Source organism: Planctomycetia bacterium, assembly GCA_021413845.1.
GTDB lineage: Bacteria > Planctomycetota > Planctomycetia > Pirellulales > PNKZ01 > PNKZ01.
On sequence record JAIOPP010000163.1, the window covers coordinates 1 to 22,435 of the forward strand.

The 22,435-nt window shown below is 59.3% G+C and carries 7 protein-coding genes; 3 read left to right on the forward strand and 4 right to left on the reverse strand.

All coding sequences use genetic code 11. The features are described 5' to 3' along the window. The 4 genes from K8U03_26330 to xrtU form a co-directional block, all read right to left on the reverse strand. Positions 1-9,808, reverse strand: a 9,808-nt coding sequence (locus tag K8U03_26330; GenBank protein ID MCE9608416.1) for an autotransporter-associated beta strand repeat-containing protein, incomplete at its 3' end; no start/stop codon positions are given. A 758-nt stretch (positions 9,809-10,566) separates the two neighbouring features. Next, positions 10,567-12,243 (reverse strand): hypothetical protein, encoded by a 1,677-nt coding sequence (locus K8U03_26335; GenBank protein MCE9608417.1) that lies wholly within the window; start codon positions 12,241-12,243, stop codon positions 10,567-10,569. Between the two features lie 134 nt (positions 12,244-12,377). Next, positions 12,378-14,177, reverse strand: a complete 1,800-nt coding sequence (locus K8U03_26340) for a hypothetical protein (protein ID MCE9608418.1) — start codon at positions 14,175-14,177, stop codon at positions 12,378-12,380. After that, entirely contained in the window at positions 14,174-15,880 is a 1,707-nt protein-coding gene (gene xrtU / locus K8U03_26345) for an exosortase U (protein ID MCE9608419.1), read from the reverse strand. Before xrtU ends, K8U03_26340 begins: the two co-directional genes overlap by 4 nt. 922 nt (positions 15,881-16,802) lie before the next feature. Between xrtU and K8U03_26350 the strand changes: the two genes are divergently transcribed. The 3 genes from K8U03_26350 (at position 16,803) to K8U03_26360 (ending at position 22,429) form a co-directional block, all read left to right on the forward strand. After that, the gene (locus K8U03_26350) at positions 16,803-19,160 is read left to right on the forward strand and encodes a polysaccharide biosynthesis tyrosine autokinase (GenBank protein ID MCE9608420.1); all 2,358 of its coding nucleotides are present in this window, start codon (positions 16,803-16,805) and stop codon (positions 19,158-19,160) included. Positions 19,161-19,274: 114 nt separating this feature from the next. Further along, positions 19,275-21,206: an asparagine synthase (glutamine-hydrolyzing) gene (gene asnB, locus K8U03_26355; protein MCE9608421.1), complete on the forward strand. Its 1,932-nt coding sequence runs from the start codon at positions 19,275-19,277 to the stop codon at positions 21,204-21,206. Beyond that, positions 21,206-22,429, forward strand: coding sequence for a glycosyltransferase family 4 protein (locus K8U03_26360; GenBank protein ID MCE9608422.1), 1,224 nt, complete (start codon positions 21,206-21,208; stop codon positions 22,427-22,429). Before asnB ends, K8U03_26360 begins: the two co-directional genes overlap by 1 nt. Positions 22,430-22,435 lie beyond the last annotated feature (6 nt).

The window sequence follows — 22,435 nt, forward strand, 5'->3', positions numbered from 1 at the left end:
CACCGGCCTTGGTGAAGGCGGCGAGGCCCACCTGCGGCCCGCCGGTGAGATTGGCCGAGACGTCGAGGTCGATCGTCGCGGCGGAGGACTGGAGGGAGGAGTAGAGGCTGTCGCCGATCGTAAAGTTACGGGCGAGAGTGACGGCGTAGCTTCCCAAATCCAGTCGTCCCGCGATCGTCGCTTGCCCCGCGTCGTTCGCCGCATTGAACGTCAAACCACCGCCGCTGAGGAAGAGGGTGCCGGTACCGGTGTTGATGCTCGCCGCGCCATTCGCACCGTAGCCGCCGCCGAGGGTCAAGGCACCCGTGACGCCCGAGGCGACGTTCGCGAGAGTCAAGCTGCCCCCCGCTCCGGTATTGACCAAGCTCCCGGCGGAGATCGTCAACGAGCCGACCGCGTTGTTGAATCCGCCTAAGTCCAAGACGGCCGAGGGATTGTTGACGGTCAGCGGTCCGGCAAACAAGGCCGGAGCTGAGTTGCCGGCATAGACCGTGTTGTCGGCCCCGAACGCGAGGGTTCCTTCATTGACGAAGATGGCCGACGCCGAAGTGCTGGGGAACGTGCTCGGCGCGGACAGGATCAGCTTACCGCTGCCGGACTTATTGATGACCGTCGCGACCGTCGCGCCGGTGGGGGAGACACCGCTGATCGGCGCGCTGACCGTCAAGACTCCCGAGCCGTTCACGAAGAAGTTCAGACCGTTCGCAGCCGCCAAGCTGCCGACTCCCGTCGAACGCTTGATCTCGAAGTCGTCCGACCCGTTCAACATGATGCCGCCGGCCGTAATGGTGAGCGTGTTCGTGCCGAGCTCGAGGAACTTGCCCGCCCCTGAGCTTTCGATCCGCAGCGTGTTGATCGTCGTGTTCTGGAACAGCGAGTTGTTCACCGTGGCCCCGGTGAACTTGGTATCGAAGGTCGTCTGCAGGGCCAGGGCATCGAACCCGATCGTATTCGCATCGAGCACGGCCGAGACCCCGTTAGCCGCGTCGTAGGTGGCGAAGGTGGTGACGCCGCCCGTGGTGACCGTCATGTAGCCGATGGTGCCGATGGCTTGTCCCATGAACAGCAACCGGGGATTCGCCCCGGCGCTGCCGAGCGTCCCCAAGCCGGAGGTCGTCACGTTCAACGTGCCGCCGGTGCCGGTGCGGGCGACGGCCCCGTTAAAGGAGAGTTGCAGCGACGAGCCGGCTCCGGCGCCGTTGACGAGATTAATCGTCGAAGCGCCTCCGGCGAGGGTCAGCAGGCCGAGTTGTTCGCCCGAGGCCGCTGTAGAGAAGCCGTCGATCCGGAAGGTCCCCCCTTGAAGCGTCATCGGGAGCGTGGCGGCGAGGCGGTCGGTATTGTTCGTGCCCGAATTGTCCAAGCGCAAAATGCCGCCCGGATTGACCGTCACCCCCGCCGCCGCAACCGTCGGCAGGACGCCTAAGCCGCTGAGAGTCAACGTCCCTTGATTGACGTTGATCGCCCCGGTGAAGGTGTTTTGGTTGCCGGTGATCGAGACGGTGCCGGTCCCGGCTTTGTTGAGGGTGAAACCGCCGTGAATGAAGCCGGCGAGCGCCGTGGTACTGTCATCCGTGTTGATCGTCAACGTCCCGGTCGAGCCGTTGAGCGTCCCCCCGGCATCGACTTGGAGCGACTTCAGCATTTGCGGTTGTGCCAACAAATACAGAGCGCCGCCGTTGCTCACCGTCACGGCGGTCGTGAGCGGCAACGCATGCGCAGCGCTGATCATCAACATCCCCTGGTTGACGGTCGTCGTCCCGGTCCACGAGTTGCTGAACGAATTGTTGCCCAGCGCCAACGTTCCGAGACCGGTCTTGAACAAATTGCCCGTCGTCCCCACGAGCGCTCCCAAGAACGCCGCCGGACTGGTTTCATCGGTGCCGATCACCAAGGTACGATCGCCGAAAGCCACCTTCCCGACCACGTACGGAACCGTCGGCGAGCCGATGGCTCCGCCCGTAAGCGAGCCGAGGTTGGCCGTCTGCGTGAGCGGCGTCGAGGGACCGAACGGCAAACCGAGAGTCTGATTGACCGCCGAAAGGTCTAGGGTCGGGTTGACCGGGCCGGTCATCGTATTGATGAAGGAGATCGCCGAATTGGCCGACAAAGAAGCGGTCGAGGACAGCTTCAAGGTACCGGCGTTGATCGCCGTCGTGCCGGTGTAAGTGTTCGCCCCCGCCAGGCTCATCACGCCGACGCCGAGCTTCGTGATTCCGATGTTGTTGCCGGAGATCACGCCCGTGACGCTCAAGTCGACCGCCGCTCCGCCGAGCCCGGGAACGACCGTGAACGTGCGCGATGCAGTGCCGAGATTGAGCTTGCCGCTGATGACGGCCGCATTCGTCGAGTAGGAAGTCGCCGTCACGTTGCCGCCGAGGAAGATCGTGCCGGTGGTCGACATTCCCAAGCTGCCGCCCATCATGTTCACGGCCGCGGTGTAGAGCGAGCCGCTCGTCCCCGTCACGCTCCCCATCTTCACGGCGTTGAGCGAATCGCGCCCCGAGAGGATGTTCAACGGGCCGCCGATCGTCTCGGAGAAGCTCTGTAGATTGAACGTGCCGCCGGCGTTGACCGTGATCACCGAGGCCGCGGCGTTGTTGATCTGCTCGTCGGCATCGAGCCGGACCGTCGCCGCGTTGCCGAAATTGTCGCCGATGACGAGCTGCCCCGTCCCGATCGCCACGCCGCCGGTCGCGCCGAACACGCCCGTCTTCGCCAACGCCAATGTTCCGGCGTTGACCACGACCGCACCGCTGTTGACGTTCTGCGTCACGAGGCCGCCGCTCAAGCGCATCGTACCATCACCGCTCTTGATCAAAATCCCCGCCCCGCTCAGCGACGCCGTGACGTCGAGGTCCACGAGCGCCGTGCCGTCGGCGACGATGAAATTACGCGGGCCGGCCAAAGCCAACGCCCCGTCGAGGGTCACCATGTTGTTGCCGGTCGTCGTGACGTTATTGATCACCGCCGCCCCAGCTAAGCTGAGGTTCCCCCGCAGCGTCAGCGGGCCGTTCGTCGAGTCGAGTTGTAAGACCGTGGTGTTGTTCAGCGGGTTCTGCAGCGACAACAAACCGCTCGTCGGCAGATTAATCGTGCCGCCGCTGTAGACCAACTTGCCGATCGTTTGCGCGAAGTTATTGAACTCCAACGTCCCGCCCGAGACCGTTACCGTGTTCGGTGCCAAAGTCGGAATCGTTAGCGTTGTCGCGAGCGGGTTGACCGCAGCGGCAATGTCGAACTGCGCCATGGCGGCGACCCCGAAGGGGATGCTGGTACCGGTGCCGATGGTTTGGTTGGCGTTCGCGGCCAAGGTGATCGTGTTTCCCACGATATTAGTCACCGTGCTGTTCAACAACGTCGAACCGATGGTGAGACCGGTGGGAACCGAATTCACCGTCACGGTATTCGTCGAAGTGCTGCTGAGATTGACCGTCACATTCCCGCCGTTCGTCGGAGCCAAGGTCAAGCTCCCCACGCCGAGCCCGTTGGCGACGTTGAAGCTCAACGTCCCTTGATTGACCGTCGTGAGGCCCGTGTAAGTGCTCGCGACGTTCAGGCGCATCGTTCCCGCCCCGGTCTTGGTGATCGCGGTCTGCGCGCCGCTCGCGGTCAGGGCACCGTTGAAGTTGAGGTCGATCAAGGCTGGTCCGTTGTCTACGTCGATCGTGCGGGTCAAGCCCGTACCGGTGGAGTTCAAGTCGATCTGTGCCGCCGCGGCACCGATGATCGACTGGTAAGGTCCGCCGAGTCCTGCGTTCACGGCGAGGGTCGGAGCCAAGATCGTGGTTGGAGCGAGGAACTTGATGCCGCCGCCGGAAGTGCCCGTGAAGCGAAGCGGAGCGGCGACCGTACCGCCGGTCACCGTCAAGGCGTTGGTGTCGGTCGAAGTCAAAATCAACGTTCCCGTGCCGCCGACGCCGGCGCCGGCCGTCGTCGAGACGAGCGTGAGGCTCTTGATCGTTTCATTGACCCCCGCACCGCCCAGAGTCATGACTCCCGTGGCGTTGAGGTTATTGATCGTCACGTTCATGGCGTCCGCGATCTGCTCCGCGTTCGTCAGCGTCAGCGTGCCGGAAACCACGTTCAGCACGGTGCCGGGGACGGCGGTGATTCCCGGCGCACGGGCCAGCGTCAGGCCGCCGTTATTCAGCGTCGTCGAGCCGGTATAGTCGTTCGCAAGGCTGCCGCCGAGCGAACTCGAACCGAGCGTGGTCACTCCCGCACCCGAGTAGACGACGCCGACGGTGGAAGCCGTGCCGGTGATGAAGCTGTTGAGGAGCAACGTCGAGGCGGTGTTGTTGACGTAGAGCGGGTTGGCGCCCGCCGTAATGCCGCCGCCGGTGATGGTGTTCGCCGTGCTGGACAACAAACCGCCGCTCGTGAGCGTCAATATCTGGGCGTTGTCCCGCATCGTCACCGTGGCGGCGCCGGCGAGATTGAGGGAGTTGACCGTTTTCGTCGTGATCGTGTCCGAAGGATTCCCTGTGATTCGGACATGGAGTAGAGGATCCGGGACCGTAACGAGGTTCGTCGAACCCGCCGTGTAGGCGACGACCCCGACGTTTGCGGTCGTGCCGTCGTAAGCCGCGAACTCGGTCGGCGTGGTGGAACCGGCAGAGGCGAGATAGTTCGCTCCGAGGAAGGCCGAGGTGCCGGTCCCGAGGCTGGTGATATACACGTGCGCGGCGCCGGCTCCGCCACCAAGGTTCGGTGTGATCGATCCGGTGAAGGCGGCCACCGAGGTCGTGCCGGTCAGGCCCGCCAGCGAAGCAAGGGTCAGGTCGACGTTGGCCGCACCGGTACGGTTGATATTGAACGTATTGAACCCGCCGAGGAGCGTCACCCCGGCGACGGCTTCCGACACCGGCGTGGCACTCTGATTCGTCAAATTGATCGTGCCGCCGAGCATCGAGATCGCCACCGCTCCGGTGCCGGTATCCTTCAAACGATCGGCGACGGTCGCCACGGTGTTATCAAGAGTCAACGCACCCCCTTGGTTTAAGGTGAGGGTCGGCGTGCCGCTCGTCGGCAGCCAAGCACCGGTGCCGACCGTCGCATTCCTGCCGAGCGAGACGGTCGCATTGGTCACGATCATGTTGCCGTTGAACGTATTCGCCGTGTTGTTCAACGTCAGCACGCCGCCGGCTTGCAACCCGGTGACGTACAAGTTCAAGTTTGACGCGGTCGAGGTGAGCGCTCCCGAAATATCGAAGCTGCGGGCCGTGGCCGTCAAGGTCGAAGGATCTTGCAGGAAGATCGTCGAGTTCGACACGCCGACCGCGACCGTACCGCTGAAGATCGGGTTCGTCGCCGGCGCGCCGACCGCACCCGCCAGAGAACCGCCGTTGAGGGTGATGTTGTTGGCGAAGGTACCGACGACGCTCGCCGAAAGGGCTCCGCCGTTGATGGACACGGGAGAAGAAGCCGCGGTCAAACCCAAGGCGCCGACGTTACCCAATTGAAGCACGCCGCTGTTGATCGTCCAAGTTCCGTTGTTCGTGGTCGCCGCACCGCCGAGCACGATGCGACCGAGACCGCTGACGGCGACGTTGGCGGCACCCGCGAAGTTGATGCCGTTGGTAATCGTAAAGACATCGCTGGTGCCGGAGAGCGCGGCGGTAACAAACGCGATGGAATTGGTGCTGGTCTGAAGGGTAACGCTGGCGCCGGACGCGATGCTGAGACTATTGGCGAACGTATTGTTGAACCCGGCAGCGGTGCCGGTGCCGCGTAGAGTGCTCCCGCTTGCGAGCGAGATCATACCGGCCGTAGCGACGACGCCGGCGATTTCCAGCGTCGCACCGGTCTTCACGTTCACCAAGGCTCCCTGGGCGTTAGTCGACCCGCCTAAGGCCAAAATCTGACCGAGCCGGAGCGTGCCGCCGTTCACGTTGATGACCGATCCCGCCGCCTCCGCACCGGTGGCGGCGTTCAACAACACCGTGCCCGAGCCTGCGGTGTTGATATCCAACACGCTCGTCCCAGACATCGTCAGACCATTCAGCGTGACTTGCGAATATAGAGCTCCGCCGCCGACGTTGATCACCGAACTGCTCGCTCCCGACGTGCCGTTGATCGTCGCTCCCGCGAACGTCACGCCGACGCCGTCGTAGTTGGCGGAGTTGACCGTCAACGTACTGGCCGTGCCCAAGGTGAGAATTCCCGTTCCCAACGTATGCGTGACCGCCGGCGTGCCGATGGGCTGCTGATTGGAATAGCCGTTGCCGTAGCCGCTGATGCCGGTGATCCCGTTGAGAATATCGGCCGTAATGGTCAGCGAACTGCTGTTGGCGATCGTCGTGGTCGTGGTCGTGTAGGCCGTGCTCGCGTTCGTGCTCGCCAACAATTCCAGCGTCGCACCCACGCCGGCGGTGGCGGACGTGTTGACGGACAAAGCCGTGGTGCCGAAGCTACCGGCCACTAAGCCGCGCAACGTCCCGGCGTTGACCCCCGCCGAGGAGTTCAACGAGGTCGTGCCGCTCATCACGTTGGCCGCCGTAAGCACCAACATGCCCGGGCCCGTCTTCGTAATGCCGTTTCCGGCGCCGGCGATGATGCCGCTCAGTTGCAAGGTCATCCCCGTCGCGATATTGAGCGTCGGAGTTCCCGTCAGAGTCGGGATCCCCGCGATGTTGAGCCAGTAGCCGTTGGCCCCCGTCACGTTCAGTTGATTACCGGCGATCGCCAACGCACCGTTCAAGGTCAGCACGTTGTTGCTCCCCGTGCCGTTGTTCTGCACGTTGATCACCGAAGCCGTCGCTCCGGTAGTGCCGTTGATCGTCAACGTGCCGGTCGCGTAGGCTTGCGACGTGTTGGCGCGAATGTCGAGCGTGCTGGTCGTACCGAGGGTGATGGGCGCGGTACCGAGCACGGTGTTGAGGTCAAGCGCTTGCAACGTTCCGGCGCTGACGGTAATCAGACCGGCGCCCGTATTGGGCCCGCTCAACGTCAACATGCCGGCGCCGACTTTCGTCAGGCCTCCCGTGTTCGTCAATAATCCGTCGAACGTCGTCGAAGTTGCATTGCCGACCGTCAAGGGAAAGGTTGCCGTCGCGATCGTCACGCGACCCGATCCGGACAGGGACCCGATCGTCTGAGCCGCGGTGTTGACGGTGAACGTAGCATTGTTATTGACCGTCACGAGCGCGCCGGAGCCGAGCGACGTGGCCGCCGAGGAAGTCACGAAGCCGCGATTGATCGTCAAGATATTATTTGCGGTAGTCAAAGCACCGGTGCCGGTGAGCGCCAGGATGCCGCCCCCCTCCTTAACGATCGTGCGCGCGACGCCGCCGTCCGCCAACGTAGCCAACGTCAACGTCTCCAAGCCCGCCGCTGCATTGACGACGCCGTTGTTGACGATCGTGAACGTCGTGTTCCCCGAAAGCGTGATCGTACGGGTGAACGTCGCACCGTTGGCGACGTTGACCGCCGACACCGGACCGGCCATCAACGTCAAGCCGGTCGCACCGGCGCCGAACGTCAGATCTTGCAAACCCTGCACGAAGCCGGAATCGGTCAGAATCGTGGTCGTGCCCACGGCGTTGGCGTTGACGTTCACGGCCAAGTTGCCGCTCGCCGTCGTCGGCGCGAGGCTGAGCACGCCGGTGCCGTTGAGAATGATGGCTCCGCTGCTCAACGGGTTCGTGGTGCCCGAGGCGGCGACGAGACGCAAAGTGCCCGCACTCACCGTCGTCGTACCCGTTCGGCTTGAGGCGGCTCCGCTGAATATCGCGATGCCGGTTCCTATTTTCGTCAACGCGGTGGCATCCGCAGCGAGCGACGCAGTCGAAAAGAGGATCTGACCGGTGCCGCCGATGGTCGCGGTGCTGAACGTCACCGCACCCGAGACCGTCGAGGTGCCGGAACCGGAGTTGATCAACGCACCGTTGCTGCCGACCCCCGCACCGGCGATCGTCAATGGATCGGCCGTGCTGAAGCCGGCCAAGTCGAGCGTAGCCCCGCTCGTCAGAACCGTCGCACCGCCGACGGCACCCAAAGCACCGGCACCGGCGAGCTTCAAGGTTCCCGCGGCGACGTTGAACTGACTGGTGTACGTGTTGGCGGCGGCGGTGCCGCCCAGCGTGAACACACCGGTGCCGTTTTTAGTGATCAAGCCGGAGCCGGTAATTCCTCCCAAGTTCACCCCGCCGAACGCGCTGTCGGTAGCGCCCGACCCGAAGGTCAGGGTAAAGGTACTCAAGTTGATCGTGCCGATACCGGTGATCGCATTGTTCAAGGCCAGATTGGCCCCCAAGTTCAACACCGCACCCGCCGTGCCGAGATTGACGAGCGCCCCGGCTACCAGATTACCCGTTGCACCCGTATTCAAAGTCGGAGCGGTCGGGGCGAGAACGCCCGGGGCGAGAATGCCGGCATAACCGATGTTGATAACCGTCGAAGCCAAGGTCGCGGCGGCACCGAGAGTCAAAGATCCCGAAACGATTCTCGTCTCCCCCGTATAGCCGTTGGCAGCGTTCAAGGTGACCGCCGCGGCGTTCGTGCCGTTGATGATCAGCCCGACGCTCCCCGTGCCGTTGATCGCCTGGTTGAAGACTTGAGTGCCGGTCGTGTTGTTGCCGAGCGTCAAGGCGTTAGTGCCGAGATTCACCACGCCGCCGACGGTAAAGATGCTCGTGGAGTTGTTCGTCCAGGTTTGAGGCGCCGCCACGGTGATGGAGAGCGCGTTCGCGCCGAAGCTGCCGACGGTTGTGGGCTGGGCACCGGTATTGAGCGTGATGCCGGCCGAGCCGAGGCTAAGCACATTCGACGCCCCGTTGCCCGTCAACGCGTAGCCGAAGCCGCCGTTCGACCCGAAAATCAAACCACTGACGTTGACAGTCGAAGCACTGCCTATCAAGACGGAATATGCAGCCCCCAGCGTAGCTCCGTTGCCGAACTGAATGATGTCATTCGAAGTGGCGAGATTCTCGGTCGAATCCAAGGGATTGAAAAAGTTCTGGCTCGTTCCTTGATTCCAATTAAACGCCGAGAGGGGTGTGCCGGTCCATTCGGTGACGCGGTTGGTGGGACTGCCGTCCATGTCGAAGATGTAGTTCGCCGCGAACGTATTCGACGGGACGCCGGTGATCATCGTGGCCCCGATCATCGCGAGCGTCAGCGCCCAGCGACCGGCCTGCCGACGATTGCGCCGCACGACGACCATTTCCGACAACCGCGACGGCAAGGTCGCAATCGCTCCCGCGAGCCGACGCCAAGCCGCCGGTGAACGAACCGCAGCCACCAAGTAACGCAAAGCAACGACTACGTGCGCGAGCGCTCCGACAAGCACCGACACGCCGAGCGCCGTCGTCAGCAGCAGCACCTTGAGATGCTCATGAAGCTCGGCGCTCAAAGACGAGAACAAACCGTCGACCCGACCGACGAGACGCTCCAAAGAAGCCACGGTCTGCGGCCGCGCATCCGGGGCGCGCGCCAAACGACGCGCCACAAAATAACAAACCGCAAACGTCACCGAGAACAACCCGCAACCAAACAAGAAAACCAACCCTGCCGAAAGCGACGGAGTTTTACTGACGTTCGAAACAGGCAAACGAATCGGCGGAGGAGTGACGGTCAAAGGAATACTAGAGTTAGCCGTAACTTGCGATGCAGCCGGAGGTTCTAAGAGCAAGACGTTGGGGCTGACTTTCGCCTCGAGCGAAAACACGGACTGAAAGCCGATCGATTGCTCGGCAAACGAAGGCTGGAACGGCGACGATGAAAGGTTCATCGCTTCGCGAGGTTTCGCGAATTCGTATGGAATCGCCGGAACTCCGAGCTTCACTTCATCGGCTTGCGAACTCATGATGAGCCCGCAAGGAGATATCGTGAAAAGAATGCCGAGCAAGACCCGAGCTCCGACGCGAGACCGCGTCGACGAACTTCCGTTTACGTTCATAAGCTTACCGATTTCAAACATTTCTGAATTCTCAGAACAACGACCTTTAACCCGCCTCTAACCCACCCAAACTTCCGCAATGAGCATGGTGGAAATGGAATTTCCAGCGTGACTCATCGGACAACATGTCACTACGTTTAATGCGTTTTATTTGCCCAAATTAACGGGCGCAATTTCGTTTTTTTTGGGAAAAATCCGATCTTTCCGAAAAAACGGAGTGCCGATCAAGGCAAATATACCTCGCAAAAACTGCAGTAATTCACCGTGATTGAGAATAAGCGATGCTGGTAATGCCGCAAGTAATTTAATAAAAAATCGCCGAAAGTCCTTTTGGCACCCCCACTAAGGGCTGCACGGCTGCGCGATTATCCGCAATCTGCGCTTCTTCTACTTCCACCCCCGTTAGAGGTGCCGGCAGAATATTTAAGCAGACTTCTTGCCGTAAACCGATTTCCGATCAATTTTGCGATTTGTCGATATGGGCAGGCAATGCCGGCAGCGAAGCAGTTGCGGAAGATTGGGAATGCCGCAGAAAGTCCATGGGATATCTAAGGACGGGATTTCCAGGTGTAAAAAAAGGCAGGGGAGCCATTTAGCTCCCCTGCCTTCAAAAGCAACTGAAACTCTCGATCGGAACGACTTAGTCGTCCTCCCAAGAATAGTCCTTACTCGTTCTTACCGCCGTTCGTAGCCGGCGGAGTGGTAGGCGTTGCCGGCGTAACGGGTGCCGGCGGAGTAATCACAGGGGTCGTGGGCTTCACCTCGACATTGCCTGTCGCCGGTGCGCTTGTAACACCTCGCAACGCATCCAGCATCCGTTCGGCTTCTGCGCGATGCTTGAAGACCCCCTTCGTCCCTACGATTCCTTCCAACAGGGCTTTCGCACGGGTCAAGCCTTGCGGAAATTGCGCCGAAGGAAGAGCGGCGTACGTCTTAGCCATATAGTAAGCCGTGTCCGCCGAGACTTGCATGTTCTTCTCTTGCTCGAAAGCGGCAAAAATCTGGGCCGCTTCGCCCAACTTGCCGGTCTTGTAATAAGTCCAAGCGAGCGTGGCTAACGCGACCGGCGACTTCTGATTCAAACGTGCCGACAATTCTGCGATACGAACCGCCTTGGCCCGTTCCGTTTCATCCGGCGATTCGATCAGCACCAGCGCCAAATAGTTGGCGGCGAACAGATCTTCCGGCGCTTCTTGATTCAACTTCGTAAACGAGCCTTTGGCTTCCGGTGAATTCGCGAAGTATTGCAACACGGCCGTCAACTGCTTGATGGCCGGCGAATCGGCGTCGACCTTAGAAGCTTGCTCGGCATACTTCTGCGCCTCGTTGAACTCGCCTTGCCCGAGGTACCATTGCGACAGAGTCGAGTTCACGCGACTCGCCTCTTTCTTGTTGGCCGACAACTCCGTCAGCTTCTTAACGATCTCGGCAATTTCTTTACGTGCTTCGTCGATGTTGCCCGCACCGGTTTGCAACTCGATCAAAGCGAGCTCGGCCGGCGGCACGGCTGGAAGCTCGTCTTTGCCCTTCACGGCATCGTCAGCGACTTTATACGATTCCAAGAAGAGCTTACGCGCTTCGGCTACTGCAGAAGTGTCTTTCGGATCCTTCATGAAAATCAACCGCGCCTTGCGATACAGCGCGACGGGATCTTTCTCCGAAAGCGCCAACCAAGCGTCGACTTCGACGAGGCCTTGCTTCCAATTGGCACGTTGTTCGCAAACACTCACACGGCCCGCATAGACGTTCTTTAAGAACGTGTCTTTCTGCGCCTGAGTCCAAGCCGGAGCTTCCGGGCTGAGAGCCAGAGCCGCCGCTTGTTGGAAGAGCAGGTTGGCATCGGCCAGCCGGCCTTCGAGCAACGCAAGATTGCCCAACATCATATAAGGTTCCGGAGCGCCTTGATCTTGATCGACGGCCTTATCGAGGAACTGGCGTCCGACCTTCACAAGGTTCTGATCGTTGACCGCGAAGCAGAGGCGCGCCAGATAGACGTTCGGCGACGACAAAGACTTATCGAGATCTTTCGCTTCCTTGAACTTCGCTTCCGCCGTAGGAGCGTCTCCCTTTTGAAAAGCGCCGATGGCATCGGTGAAAAGGGTGCGCAACTTACCGATGCGATCGGCCGCGGCCTTCGACGCTTCGTCGGTGCCGGTCGGTGGCGTAAGCTGATTTTTTTCCATACCCAAGACGCGCACGACGACGTCTTCGGTCAGAACCGCCGCAGGGCTCGCACTCGGAGCTGGAGCCTGAGCTTGCACCGATGCCGCGGTCAAGGCAACGACCAACATCAAATGGGATGCAAGCGACCGGGCCATCCAAGACCTCAACTTAAATTTCATGTTTGCTTCTCCTCGATAAACAAAAAAGGTGTATCCAATCTCTCGTGCTCCACGGCAACGAATAGACTTCGATCTCAACTATTCCCGTATCCCCGACGCTCCGTCCGAAAAGATCGAAACCGGCGGACGCGCAACTACTTCAAAGGCTCTCTTTTCGCAGCCGCCGACTGTGCCATGCGGTGAAATTTTTCAGCGTTGATTCGCTGCCCCAACTTCAAATAGGTTTGTGCCAAAAGTTCGTAAACTCGCGATTCGTTCGCAATTCGCAATTTTAGTGTAACATCCTTTTCACGGGCATCTACCGCTTGTTTTAGATCTCCTAATGCGTTGGTATACTGGCTAGTTTGCAGATAATAAAACGCCCGCACGACCAGCAAATCCGGGTGAGTCGGCCAGATCTGCAGTCCCTTCTGCATGATCTGAACTCCCTCGTTTTTCTCCATCCCCGGATACCTGCGTTCGATCACCGCCTCGGCAACCTCGGCGACGACCGAAGGAGTTTCAGGATCGTTCGAAGCGAAGCTCGCTTTATAGTGCTGATCTGCAAGTTGCGGTGCGCCTCGATGATCCGCGTCGAAACCGAGCATGAACTTCGTGATCCCGCGGCTGCGTGCCTTCTCCGACAAGCCGGCCAATGATTCGCGCGCCAGGAGTTGCTCGGCAGGCGAACGAATCAAGGCCTGCAGGTATCTTGCGACAACCAAGCCGTTACCCGCATTCAATTCGAAGGAATTTTTCAAAGCTTGAAAAGGAAGAGCCGGAGCGCTGGGCATCTTTCTCTGAATATCTTGCGACATCAGGAAGTAGACGTTGCTCAGCTCGTGGTCCAATCGCGGATCGGGTTTCCCGATTCGGCCCTTCTCAAGAACATCCGTCGCTTGCGTAAATTCCTGGACGACGGAGAGAGCTCGCGCGAGTTCGAGCCGCGCCACGACGTCATCGTCGTTAAACTGGACTTTGACTCGCAACGAATCGATCAAGTTCTGCATGACCAAACGGGCTTCACCGAAGTTCCCCTGCAAAGCCAGCACGCGACCCAGCTTGGAAGCAATGTTGACGTCTTTTCCATCGCATTGCTGAAAGTGGACCTTCGCTTCGCCGAGAACGGCTTCGGGAGAAAGCTGCAACACGTTGATCCCGTCGTTCTTCAGAATCGAATACGAGAGGAAATACAACTCTCCTAAAAGGCGATGAGCTTCGTTCTTGTCGACTTTGTCGCTCCCGAGCGAGCGTTTGAGGTGGGCGACCGCGGCTCGATACGGCTCTCCGTTATCGCGCGGAAGCGGCTTCGCTAGAATTTGCTTTGCCATCCACAAATGCGCCGGTCCGAAGCCGGTGTCGACGCGCGGCGCGAGCTCGGACATCATCGTCAGCGCGCGGTCGTTGTCGCCGCTGCCGAGATAGAGCAACGCCAAGTTGAAGCGATACATCATGTCTTCCGAATCCAGTCGCGCCAACGAGCGTGCATAGAATAGCGCATGCTCCATTTCGACTTTCTGAATCGCCGGATCACGTACCTTCAATGCCGCTGCATAAGACTCGTTCAGTCCCTGATGATACATCGAGGTGAGTTCGTTCCGGTCTTTGCGTAGCATCGTCAGCGAGAGAATAACGGGAACCGCAACGATCACCGCCGGCAAGCCGGTCGCTAAGTCGCGCAGCCGCATCATGCGCGGCCAGCTGACCACGGCAGTGTAGAGCACGCGCACCAGCGAAACGATCAGATGCCAGAGCGACCGAGGAAGCCAGAACAAGTAATAGGAAAGAATCCCGGACCAACTCCGAACACCGATCCCCGACGTGAACCAGCGACCGAGCCCTTGCACGGCTCGAATCGTTTCGTAATAGGGAACCAGCACGAAGATGCGAAAGAGCTCCGAGAGCCCGCGTACCGGTGCCAGCAACCAATGGCTCCAACCGCGACGACGATTCATGGCATCCCTCCCGCCGGCAAAGGCGTAAGGGTCGAATGAAGCAGTCCGCGAAAATGCATAAACAGAGCGACCGTCTCAAGTCGATCCGTTTCCGTCGGCGCAGCAAGGTCTTGAAGGATGACTTGCAATTGATAGGTCCGAACTTGATCGTTCATGCCGCTTCCGGACGCGCCCAACGTAGCCAACCGCCGACGGTAGGTCTTCAATCGATCGCTAAGCAGGCGAAAAATATTTCCTTCGGGAACGGGGATCGGCATCCTACGATCATTGAAACATTGATAGACCACGAAGCAATAATCGTTTTGTTCGGGACGACGCATCGAAGTATTCACGAAGCGCTCGCCAGGGTTGATCGCCTCCGGCTTACCGGGAATTTCGGGAACCGGCACGACGAGCCGTTGATCGATCGTCCAGCCGTCCGCGGCATAACAAGTCGCGAGTTCGTGCCAACCTAAAAACGGATAGTCCAAGGAAACGATGATCTTTTTGTTGCCTTTGCGATAGCGCCAACTTTGCGAGTGTGCGCCCCACTGAGAATCATCTTTGCGCTGCAAAGATTGGAATCCTTCCGCAGCGCGTGTCCAACCCTTAAACGATTCCGGCGCAAAAGACTCTTCGAGCCCGTTCAGCTGGACGGGGGAAGCGGTGGCGTTCGGAATCCGCAACTGCGGCAGCCAAATGAACAGCAGCAAAGCGGCGTAAAAAACCTGAAAGAAAGGAGAGGCAAATATGGTTTGCTTCGGCGGCGACAAGCGAGTGGGACCGTCCAGCGTCGAGGCGTCCGCGTCAGCACTTTCTTCCGAGCCGTCGCGACCGCCGAAAATCCCATACGGCAGGAAAAACCAAATCAGATGTGCCGAGCTCACGATCAATCCCAGCGTGAGGGCGAACAAACCTACGGCTAGCGCATCGTGCATCCAACCTTTATCGACGGGCAAGCCCATCGTGGAGTTTAGATAAGCGACCAGCACGATGCGAGCGACGTTCGCCGTCCAGACCCAGAACCAAGAAACGACCAAGATCAAGATCGCACGCCACCACGACATTCGCGTCCAAAGGATATAGAAAACCGTGCAGGCGGTGATTGCGAAGAGCGACTGAATTCCGCTGCAAGCCTCTTCGACGAGATAACGCTTGGTCGGGGTTTCGACGACGTTTCCGTCGAGGATGTGCGCCTGTCCGATGTAGTGGAGCAAAGCACTCGCGCGTCGCGCTGCAATCGACTGCAATACTTGCACGAGTTGCTCGTCGAGCAACATCGGTAGACGAATCGCGAGACACAGCATCACCCAGGAAGGCAGGATCGCGACCAGCAAGCGGCGACCGCCGAGAGCATAGCCGATGGCGGTCATCGCCCAAAACGAAGAGATCCCTCCTAGCCACGGAGAATCGAAGACGCTCGAGGTCGCCAGCAGTAAGGCGGCGGAAATAAACCAACCGAACGAAACCCAAAAGTTGCCGGGAGTCAAAGTCCCCAAGTGACGCACGCGCGAATACGCAAGCACCGTCGCAAAGACGGGCAGGGTCAGAATGTAGCCGTACTGCGGCAACGAATACAAACTCGAGGCGTAAGACCACAGGATCGGCAGATGAGCGAGGGCCGGAAGCAGAATGCCGATCACGGCCAGCGAAGCCACGAAAGGCCGCGCATGCGTTTGCTCGATTGAAGTTGCGGCTTCAAGCTCGGCGGGGGCGGTGCTCATGCTAAGAGTCGGCTCGATAGTGTGACGGAAACCACCGCTCCCGATGCGAATGCATCCGGTTCCCGTCGGACATGAACGATTCGGACGATCTCGATCAACCTCTGTCGGAGCAGGGAAGTCCGTGCTCTTCATTCGGTTACGCGTTAATGTTATGCCTGCCTTTGCAATGCGTCAATTAAACGCGATGAATTGACGGACATCACTAGTCTGACGAATTCGCCGAGCTAGCGGACTCTAACGATCATGCAGGTCCGGCCTCGTCAATCGAATACGTTGGCACGAAGCACGGCTCCCCTTCGGAAATTCGATCCTAGGAACTGCTGAGCTTCCGCCTAACCTCGATGGGTTGCCGCGGGCGGTCGAATCTTGCGATCGAACCATTTTATTTTTTGCCCGCCTAACCTCCGGCGTCCTAATGCCCGAAGTGTCCATGCCGCCCAGCCGATCGCTGACATGACCTTCACGGCCGACCTGCGTCTTCGTTCGCTCTTCGCGATCGGCATGTTGCGTTTGTGCCACGCAGACGTTGCCGAACGGCAACAAGCGTTACGACCGGAGCAAAGGGATTTGCCGCGGCCGATGATTCGCGAAAAAATCGGTAGCGGCATCGACGGGGCACGATAGAATCGAGCTATCGGCGGAGTTTAGCTCGAATTTCTTATGGCGCTCTCAAGTTTCCGGCCCCGAGGAATTCGTCCAGGTCGGCCGGTTCTCATCTTATGAAGTAGTCTTTCGAGCGTTCCGTAGGTTACGGGCATGAGGGCGGCATGGCTCTTGCCATTCCTCGCCGGTTCCACTTATCCGACATCTCGATTTCGTTTCGGTGCATCTGCATGTTGGTGAAGATAACTTGTCGTCGAAGAAAGCTTCCGAATCCTTTCTCGTCGGCGACGATTGAGCAATCCAGCAACGGAGAGATCCTGTGAGCGTAGGTTCTGATTGGAATTCGCATAACGCGACGCAATACGCAACCGGCGAGAAGCAGTCGATCGACATCCTGGCGGTGTGCCGTCATCGGAAGTGGACGATCCTATTTTTCATGTCCGTCGCCGCAGGACTCGGCTATCTCTATTACACGAAAGCGGAACCGGTCTTCGAAGCATCGGCGCAGGTGCTGATCATCAAGCAACGGACTGAGGCTCAATCGCCGTTGTCGCTGATGGACGCCGATCTCGGCTACGAAGACAACATGACGACGCACGCCCAGGTCGTGCAGTCTCCGGTCATCATCCAGGCGGCCGTCAAGAAGGACGAACTATACAATCTTCCCGTCTTCAAGGTTTATCAAAAAGAGCATGTCGCCGGTATCATCAGCGAGTCGCTCACTGCGACTCGCGCCGGCGGACGCGATGCGCCGGATTCGCAAGTTCTTCAAGTCACGTTCCTTTGCACCAGCGAAGCCGCCGCGATGACGGTCGTGACGTCGGTGCTGCAAAGCTACCAAGACTTTCTCGGCGAAACCTATCAGTCGATCAGCAACGACACGATCACGCTCATCACGCAAGCCAAAGATCAACTCAAGAAAGAACTCGAGAGCAAGAATCGCGAAATCAACAAGTACGAGAAAAGCGTTCCTGCGGAAGTGAAGGCTTATCAAAACGGTCTCACGAAGGCGGAAGAAGAGCTCAAGCGGCTGTATACCGATCTCGAAAAACTCGAAGCCAAGCGGCTCGACGTGAACAGCTTGCTGGCGACGATCGAATCGGGACAAGGCCAAGGCAAGTCTGCCGAGGTGCTCTTGAAGCTCGTCGAATTAAATTCGACTTTTCGAGATTCGCGCAACGATCAGATGCAACAAGCCGGCACCGACATGATCTTGCCGTTGATGATCGATCAGCAGGCTGCGATCGCGAAGTTCGGGCCAAGCCATCCGCGCGTCAAAGAAATCGAGATGAAGATCAAGGCGTACACCGAATATATCGAATCGAATGCGGTCAAAGTCGAAGAGGCGAATCAGTACAATCGACAGAAGCCCGAGCAGATCTTGGCGCAGTACGTCGATATGCTTCGGCTCGACACGACACGAATCGACAGCGTCGAGAAGGGCCTGAAGGAAAACATCGAGCGTACGAAGAAGGAAGCGGAATTTCTCAGCAGCTTCACCAGTGAGCTGCGAGCGCTTAACGACGACCGCGACAACACCCGCAAGCTGTACGATCTAGTTCTGGCCAAGTTCAACCAGATCAACTTGGTGAAGGATCACGGCGGCTTTAATATGCGGACGATCCGGCCTGCGGACACCGTGAAGCAGGTCGAGCCCAAGCTTGTGAAGTGCGTTGCCGGCGGAGGGTTGGCAGGTTTTCTCGTCGGCCTCGGATTGGCTTGCTTAATCGACATGGCCGATAAGAGCTTCCGCAATGCGGAGCAAGTTCGCAACGAACTCGGCACGCCGCTCCTCGGACATATTCCCGTTATCCCTGAAGCAAAACGAGCCAATCGCAAAAAGCAAGCGGCAGCGACGATCTCCGACACGATCCTCACCTTACACAAGCCGCGTAGCACGATCGCCGAAGCCTACCGCGCCGTGCGGACGGGCTTGAACTTCGGAGTCCGCGGAGAAGGGCACAAGGTCGTTCAGGTAACGAGCCCCGACCCAGGCGACGGTAAGAGTACGTTTACGGCAAACTTGGCCGTGAGCCTTGCCCAAACCGGCAAACGCGTGTTGCTCGTCGACGCCGACTTTCGACGCCCTCGCGTCGCGAAGATATTCGGCATCGAAAGCTCGCTCGGTTTGTCGGGCGTCATCCAAGGAACGGCCGAATTGCCGGAGGCCGTCGTCCCAAGTACCGTCGAGAATCTGTCGTTGCTTCCGTGCGGACCACGACCAGCTAATCCGTCCGAATTGCTCGGCTCGCAACAATTCCGCGAACTCGTTGAAACTCTCCGCGAAGGTTACGACTTCGTTCTGATCGATACCCCACCGGTGCTCGCCGTGACCGACCCATGCGTCGTCGCACCGCGCGTCGACGGCGTGATTCTTTTAATCCGGATCACGAAGGATGTTCGCCCTCACGCTCGACGTTCGGTGGAATCGCTGCAAGAGCTCGGTGCCAACATTCTCGGCGTCGTCGTCAACGGCGTCGGCGGCGTGCGTCCGGGCACAGGCCACGTCTTTAGTTCGCAGTACGGTCATCGCTACGCTTCCGAATCGGGCTACTACGACTCGAACGCTTACGACTACGATGCCTATCACCACTACTACAGCGAAGAAGCCGACCAAGGTCGTGAAGACGATCCGGAACCGCTCCCGGTCGTTTCTCGCAAGACGCGAGACGAATAAAACGATCGACCTCCGCTTTGCGGAAGCTATTAAGCAAAGAGCCGAGATCCTCTCCAGGGTCTCGGCTCTTTTTATGATCTCGCAACGCTCCGCGACACCATCGATTCGACTTCTATGTGCGGCATCGCAGGACTCATCGGGATAACGCCTGCTGCGGCAGCCTCGGCTGCACCGCGCATGCTTCGCGCGCTCGCTCACCGAGGGCCCGACGATGCCGGAATCGAAACGCTATCGGTTTCCGATGCCGAAACTCAGATCACGTTGATTCACACCCGTCTGTCGATTCTCGATCTATCGTCGGCAGGCCATCAACCGATGCGCGATATCGGACGCGGCGAATACTCGCAGCCGAATTGGCTGACCTTCAACGGCGAGATCTACAACTATCGCGACTTGCGCCGCCAACTAGCTGCCCAAGGATTTCCGGGACGATCGGAATGCGATACGGAAGTCGTTCTCGACGCCTACCGAATGTGGGGCGAGAAAAGCGTCGAGCGGTTGAACGGGATGTTCGCCTGGTGCCTCGCCGATGGCAATCGCAAGACGCTCTGGCTATGCCGCGATCGACTCGGCATTAAACCGCTTTATCTCTACCGACCATCGAGTGGAGGATTGCTGTTCGCTTCCGAGGTCCGAGCATTGCTTGCGGCCGGCCCGGAGCTCGTTCCTCCGAAAGTATCGCGAGGTGCGCTCGAATCGTTTCTCGCGCAAGGAGCTGTTTTCGGCAACGACTCCATCATCGAAGGAATCGAACTCATCGAGCCGGGATGCTCTTTAATAACCGACTGGTCCGGCAAGCAACTGCGAAAGTCGCGCTATTGGAGTTTTCCGGTTCCCGAACCATCGGCTTCGACGAAGGACCGTGACGAAGCCGTGACGACATTGAGCGGCCGTTTACGCGAAAGCGTCCGGTCGCATCTTATCGCCGATGTACCACTCGGGCTGTTCCTATCCGGCGGCATCGACTCGGCAGCGCTCGGCACGGTTGCCGTCGAGAGCGCGGGAACCGACCTCCGCACACTCTGCATCGGATTCGACCAACCGAAGTACGACGAGACGGAAACGGCGGCCGAAGTGGCGCGCACGATCAGTACGCAACACACTTCCGTGCGATTATCGGGAGAACAAGTGCTCGCCGATTTCTCGGCAGCGCTAGCTGCATTCGATCAACCTACGGTCGATGGCTTCAATACGTTCTTTACGTGTCGCGCCGCCAAAGCATCCGGGCTTAAAGTAGCGATCAGCGGTCTAGGAGGCGATGAACTCTTCGGGGGTTACGCGTCGTTTAGCGATGTGCCGCGCGCTGAGCGATTCCAGTCTTTGATGAAAGCGACGGGACCGATGCGCCCGCTGCTTGCCGCCGCTTTGCGAGCGGTCGGGACGCGCGGAGCCTCGAAAGCCGCCGAGGTTTTGCGGCGACCTGCGACGGCGCTTCAAAACTACCTGCTTCGACGCGAGCTATTTCTTCCGAACGAACGGCGCGAGCTGCAGGGACTTCCCCCAGAGTCGGATCCTTGGCATGGCATGCCGCTCCGTTTCACGGCGCAACTCGCACAACTCACTGAAGACGACGATCCGATCAACCGGATTTCGCGACTTGAGTTGCATAGCTACATGTCGCAGATGCTATTGCGCGATTCGGATGTTTGCAGCATGGCAAGCGGGCTCGAGCTCAGAGTGCCGCTCCTGGATCATCGCTTAGTGGAAGCAGCATTGCCGCTTCCCGGAAAATGGAAACGCCGTGATCCCCGTCCGAAGCCTTTGCTCCTCGATGCCGTCGGTAGGAAGATGCCTCAAGCTCCGCTGAAATTACCCAAGAAAGGCTTCACGTTTCCTTGGTGTCCGTGGCTTCACGGGCCCTTGCGAAGTCGCGCGGAGAAAGCGGTCGGCAATGGCGAAGTCTGGAACTCGCTGCAATTCGTCCCTTCGGCGCCAAAACAAATCTGGACACGGTTTATTGCCGGCGATCGACGAATCTCCGATCTTCAGATCCTGGCGTTGATCGTGCTCGAGGATTACGTCGTGCGTCATGCAGTGAGAGTTTGATGCGCATCGTCTATTTAAATCCCGTCGGCGAAATCGGAGGAGCCGAAAGGAGTCTGTTGCAACTCCTCACGGAGATCGGGAAAGCCGATCCTTCGCTTGAACGCCGATTAATCGTAGGGACCGAGGGCCGCCTGCGCTCGGAAGCGGAAAAGCTCGGAGTGCAAACGGAACTATTGCCGCTTCCGGCTGGGCTTAGCTCCTTCGGCGACAGTCAGTTGCACGACCGCAAGCGCGGCATCCGAATCTTGGCCATGCTACTGAGGGCCGTATCGGCACTGCCCGGCATGATCGCTTATCTTTTTCGCTTGCGTCGACGACTGCGCGAATTAGCCCCCACGATCATTCATTCCAACGGCATCAAGACGCACATCGTCGCGGCAATCGTGCGCCCGAAGGAAGCAAAACTCGTTTGGCACATCCGCGACTTTCTCGGCGACCGTCCGCTCGTCGGTCGCATCATGCGGCTGGTTTCAGCACGAGCCACGATCGCCGTCGCGAATAGCCACGCCGTGCGCAACGATGCGGCATTGGTTCTCCGGTCGCTCAACGTCGTTACGATTTACAACGCCATCGATACCGAGCGTTTCGCTCCCGGCGTCGGAGACGGTGCGGAATTGGATCGCCTCGCCGGGCTGTCGCAACTTCCTCGCGAGTCGATACGCGTCGGCCTCGTGGCGACCTACGCACGGTGGAAAGGGCAGGCGGCATTTATCGAAGCGGCTTCGATCGTCGCGCGCGAGGCTCCAACTTTACCGATCTATTTCTATATCATCGGAAGTCCGATTTACCGAACCACCGGATCGCAATACACGGAAGCCGAGCTTCGCGAGTGCGTGACGAAGTTCGGCCTCGTCGACCGCGTGGGCTTCGTCCCTTTTCAAGACGACGCCGTGCCGGTTTATCGAGCGTTGGATATCGTCGTACAAGCGAGCACCCGTCGCGAACCTTTCGGGCTCACGATCGTAGAAGCAATGGCCTGCGGACGGGCAATGGTCGTGGCCTTGGCCGGAGGAGCAGCGGAGATCGTCGAGCCGGGTGTGAATGCGCTAGGATTCTCTCCAGGCGATATTCCCGAACTCGCGCAGGGAATCATTAAGCTCGCCGTGAATCCTTCGATGCGGAGTCGGTTGGCAGAACAAGGAAGAGCTACGGTGGTTCAACGATTCTCGGCCATCAGACTAGGGAAGCAATTCTCCGATCTCTATGCGGAAATCACGGCTTAGAAACGA

Bases quoted from the DNA above. Each gene is read 5' to 3' on its own strand.
- K8U03_26335 (MCE9608417.1), bottom strand. From the start codon at position 12,243: ATGAAATTTAAGTTGAGGTCTTGGATGGCCCGGTCGCTTGCATCCCAT.
- K8U03_26340 (MCE9608418.1), bottom strand. From the start codon at position 14,177: ATGAATCGTCGTCGCGGTTGGAGCCATTGGTTGCTGGCACCGGTACGC.
- xrtU (MCE9608419.1), bottom strand. From the start codon at position 15,880: ATGAGCACCGCCCCCGCCGAGCTTGAAGCCGCAACTTCAATCGAGCAA.
- asnB (MCE9608421.1), top strand. From the start codon at position 19,275: ATGTGCGGCATCGCAGGACTCATCGGGATAACGCCTGCTGCGGCAGCC.
- K8U03_26360 (MCE9608422.1), top strand. From the start codon at position 21,206: ATGCGCATCGTCTATTTAAATCCCGTCGGCGAAATCGGAGGAGCCGAA.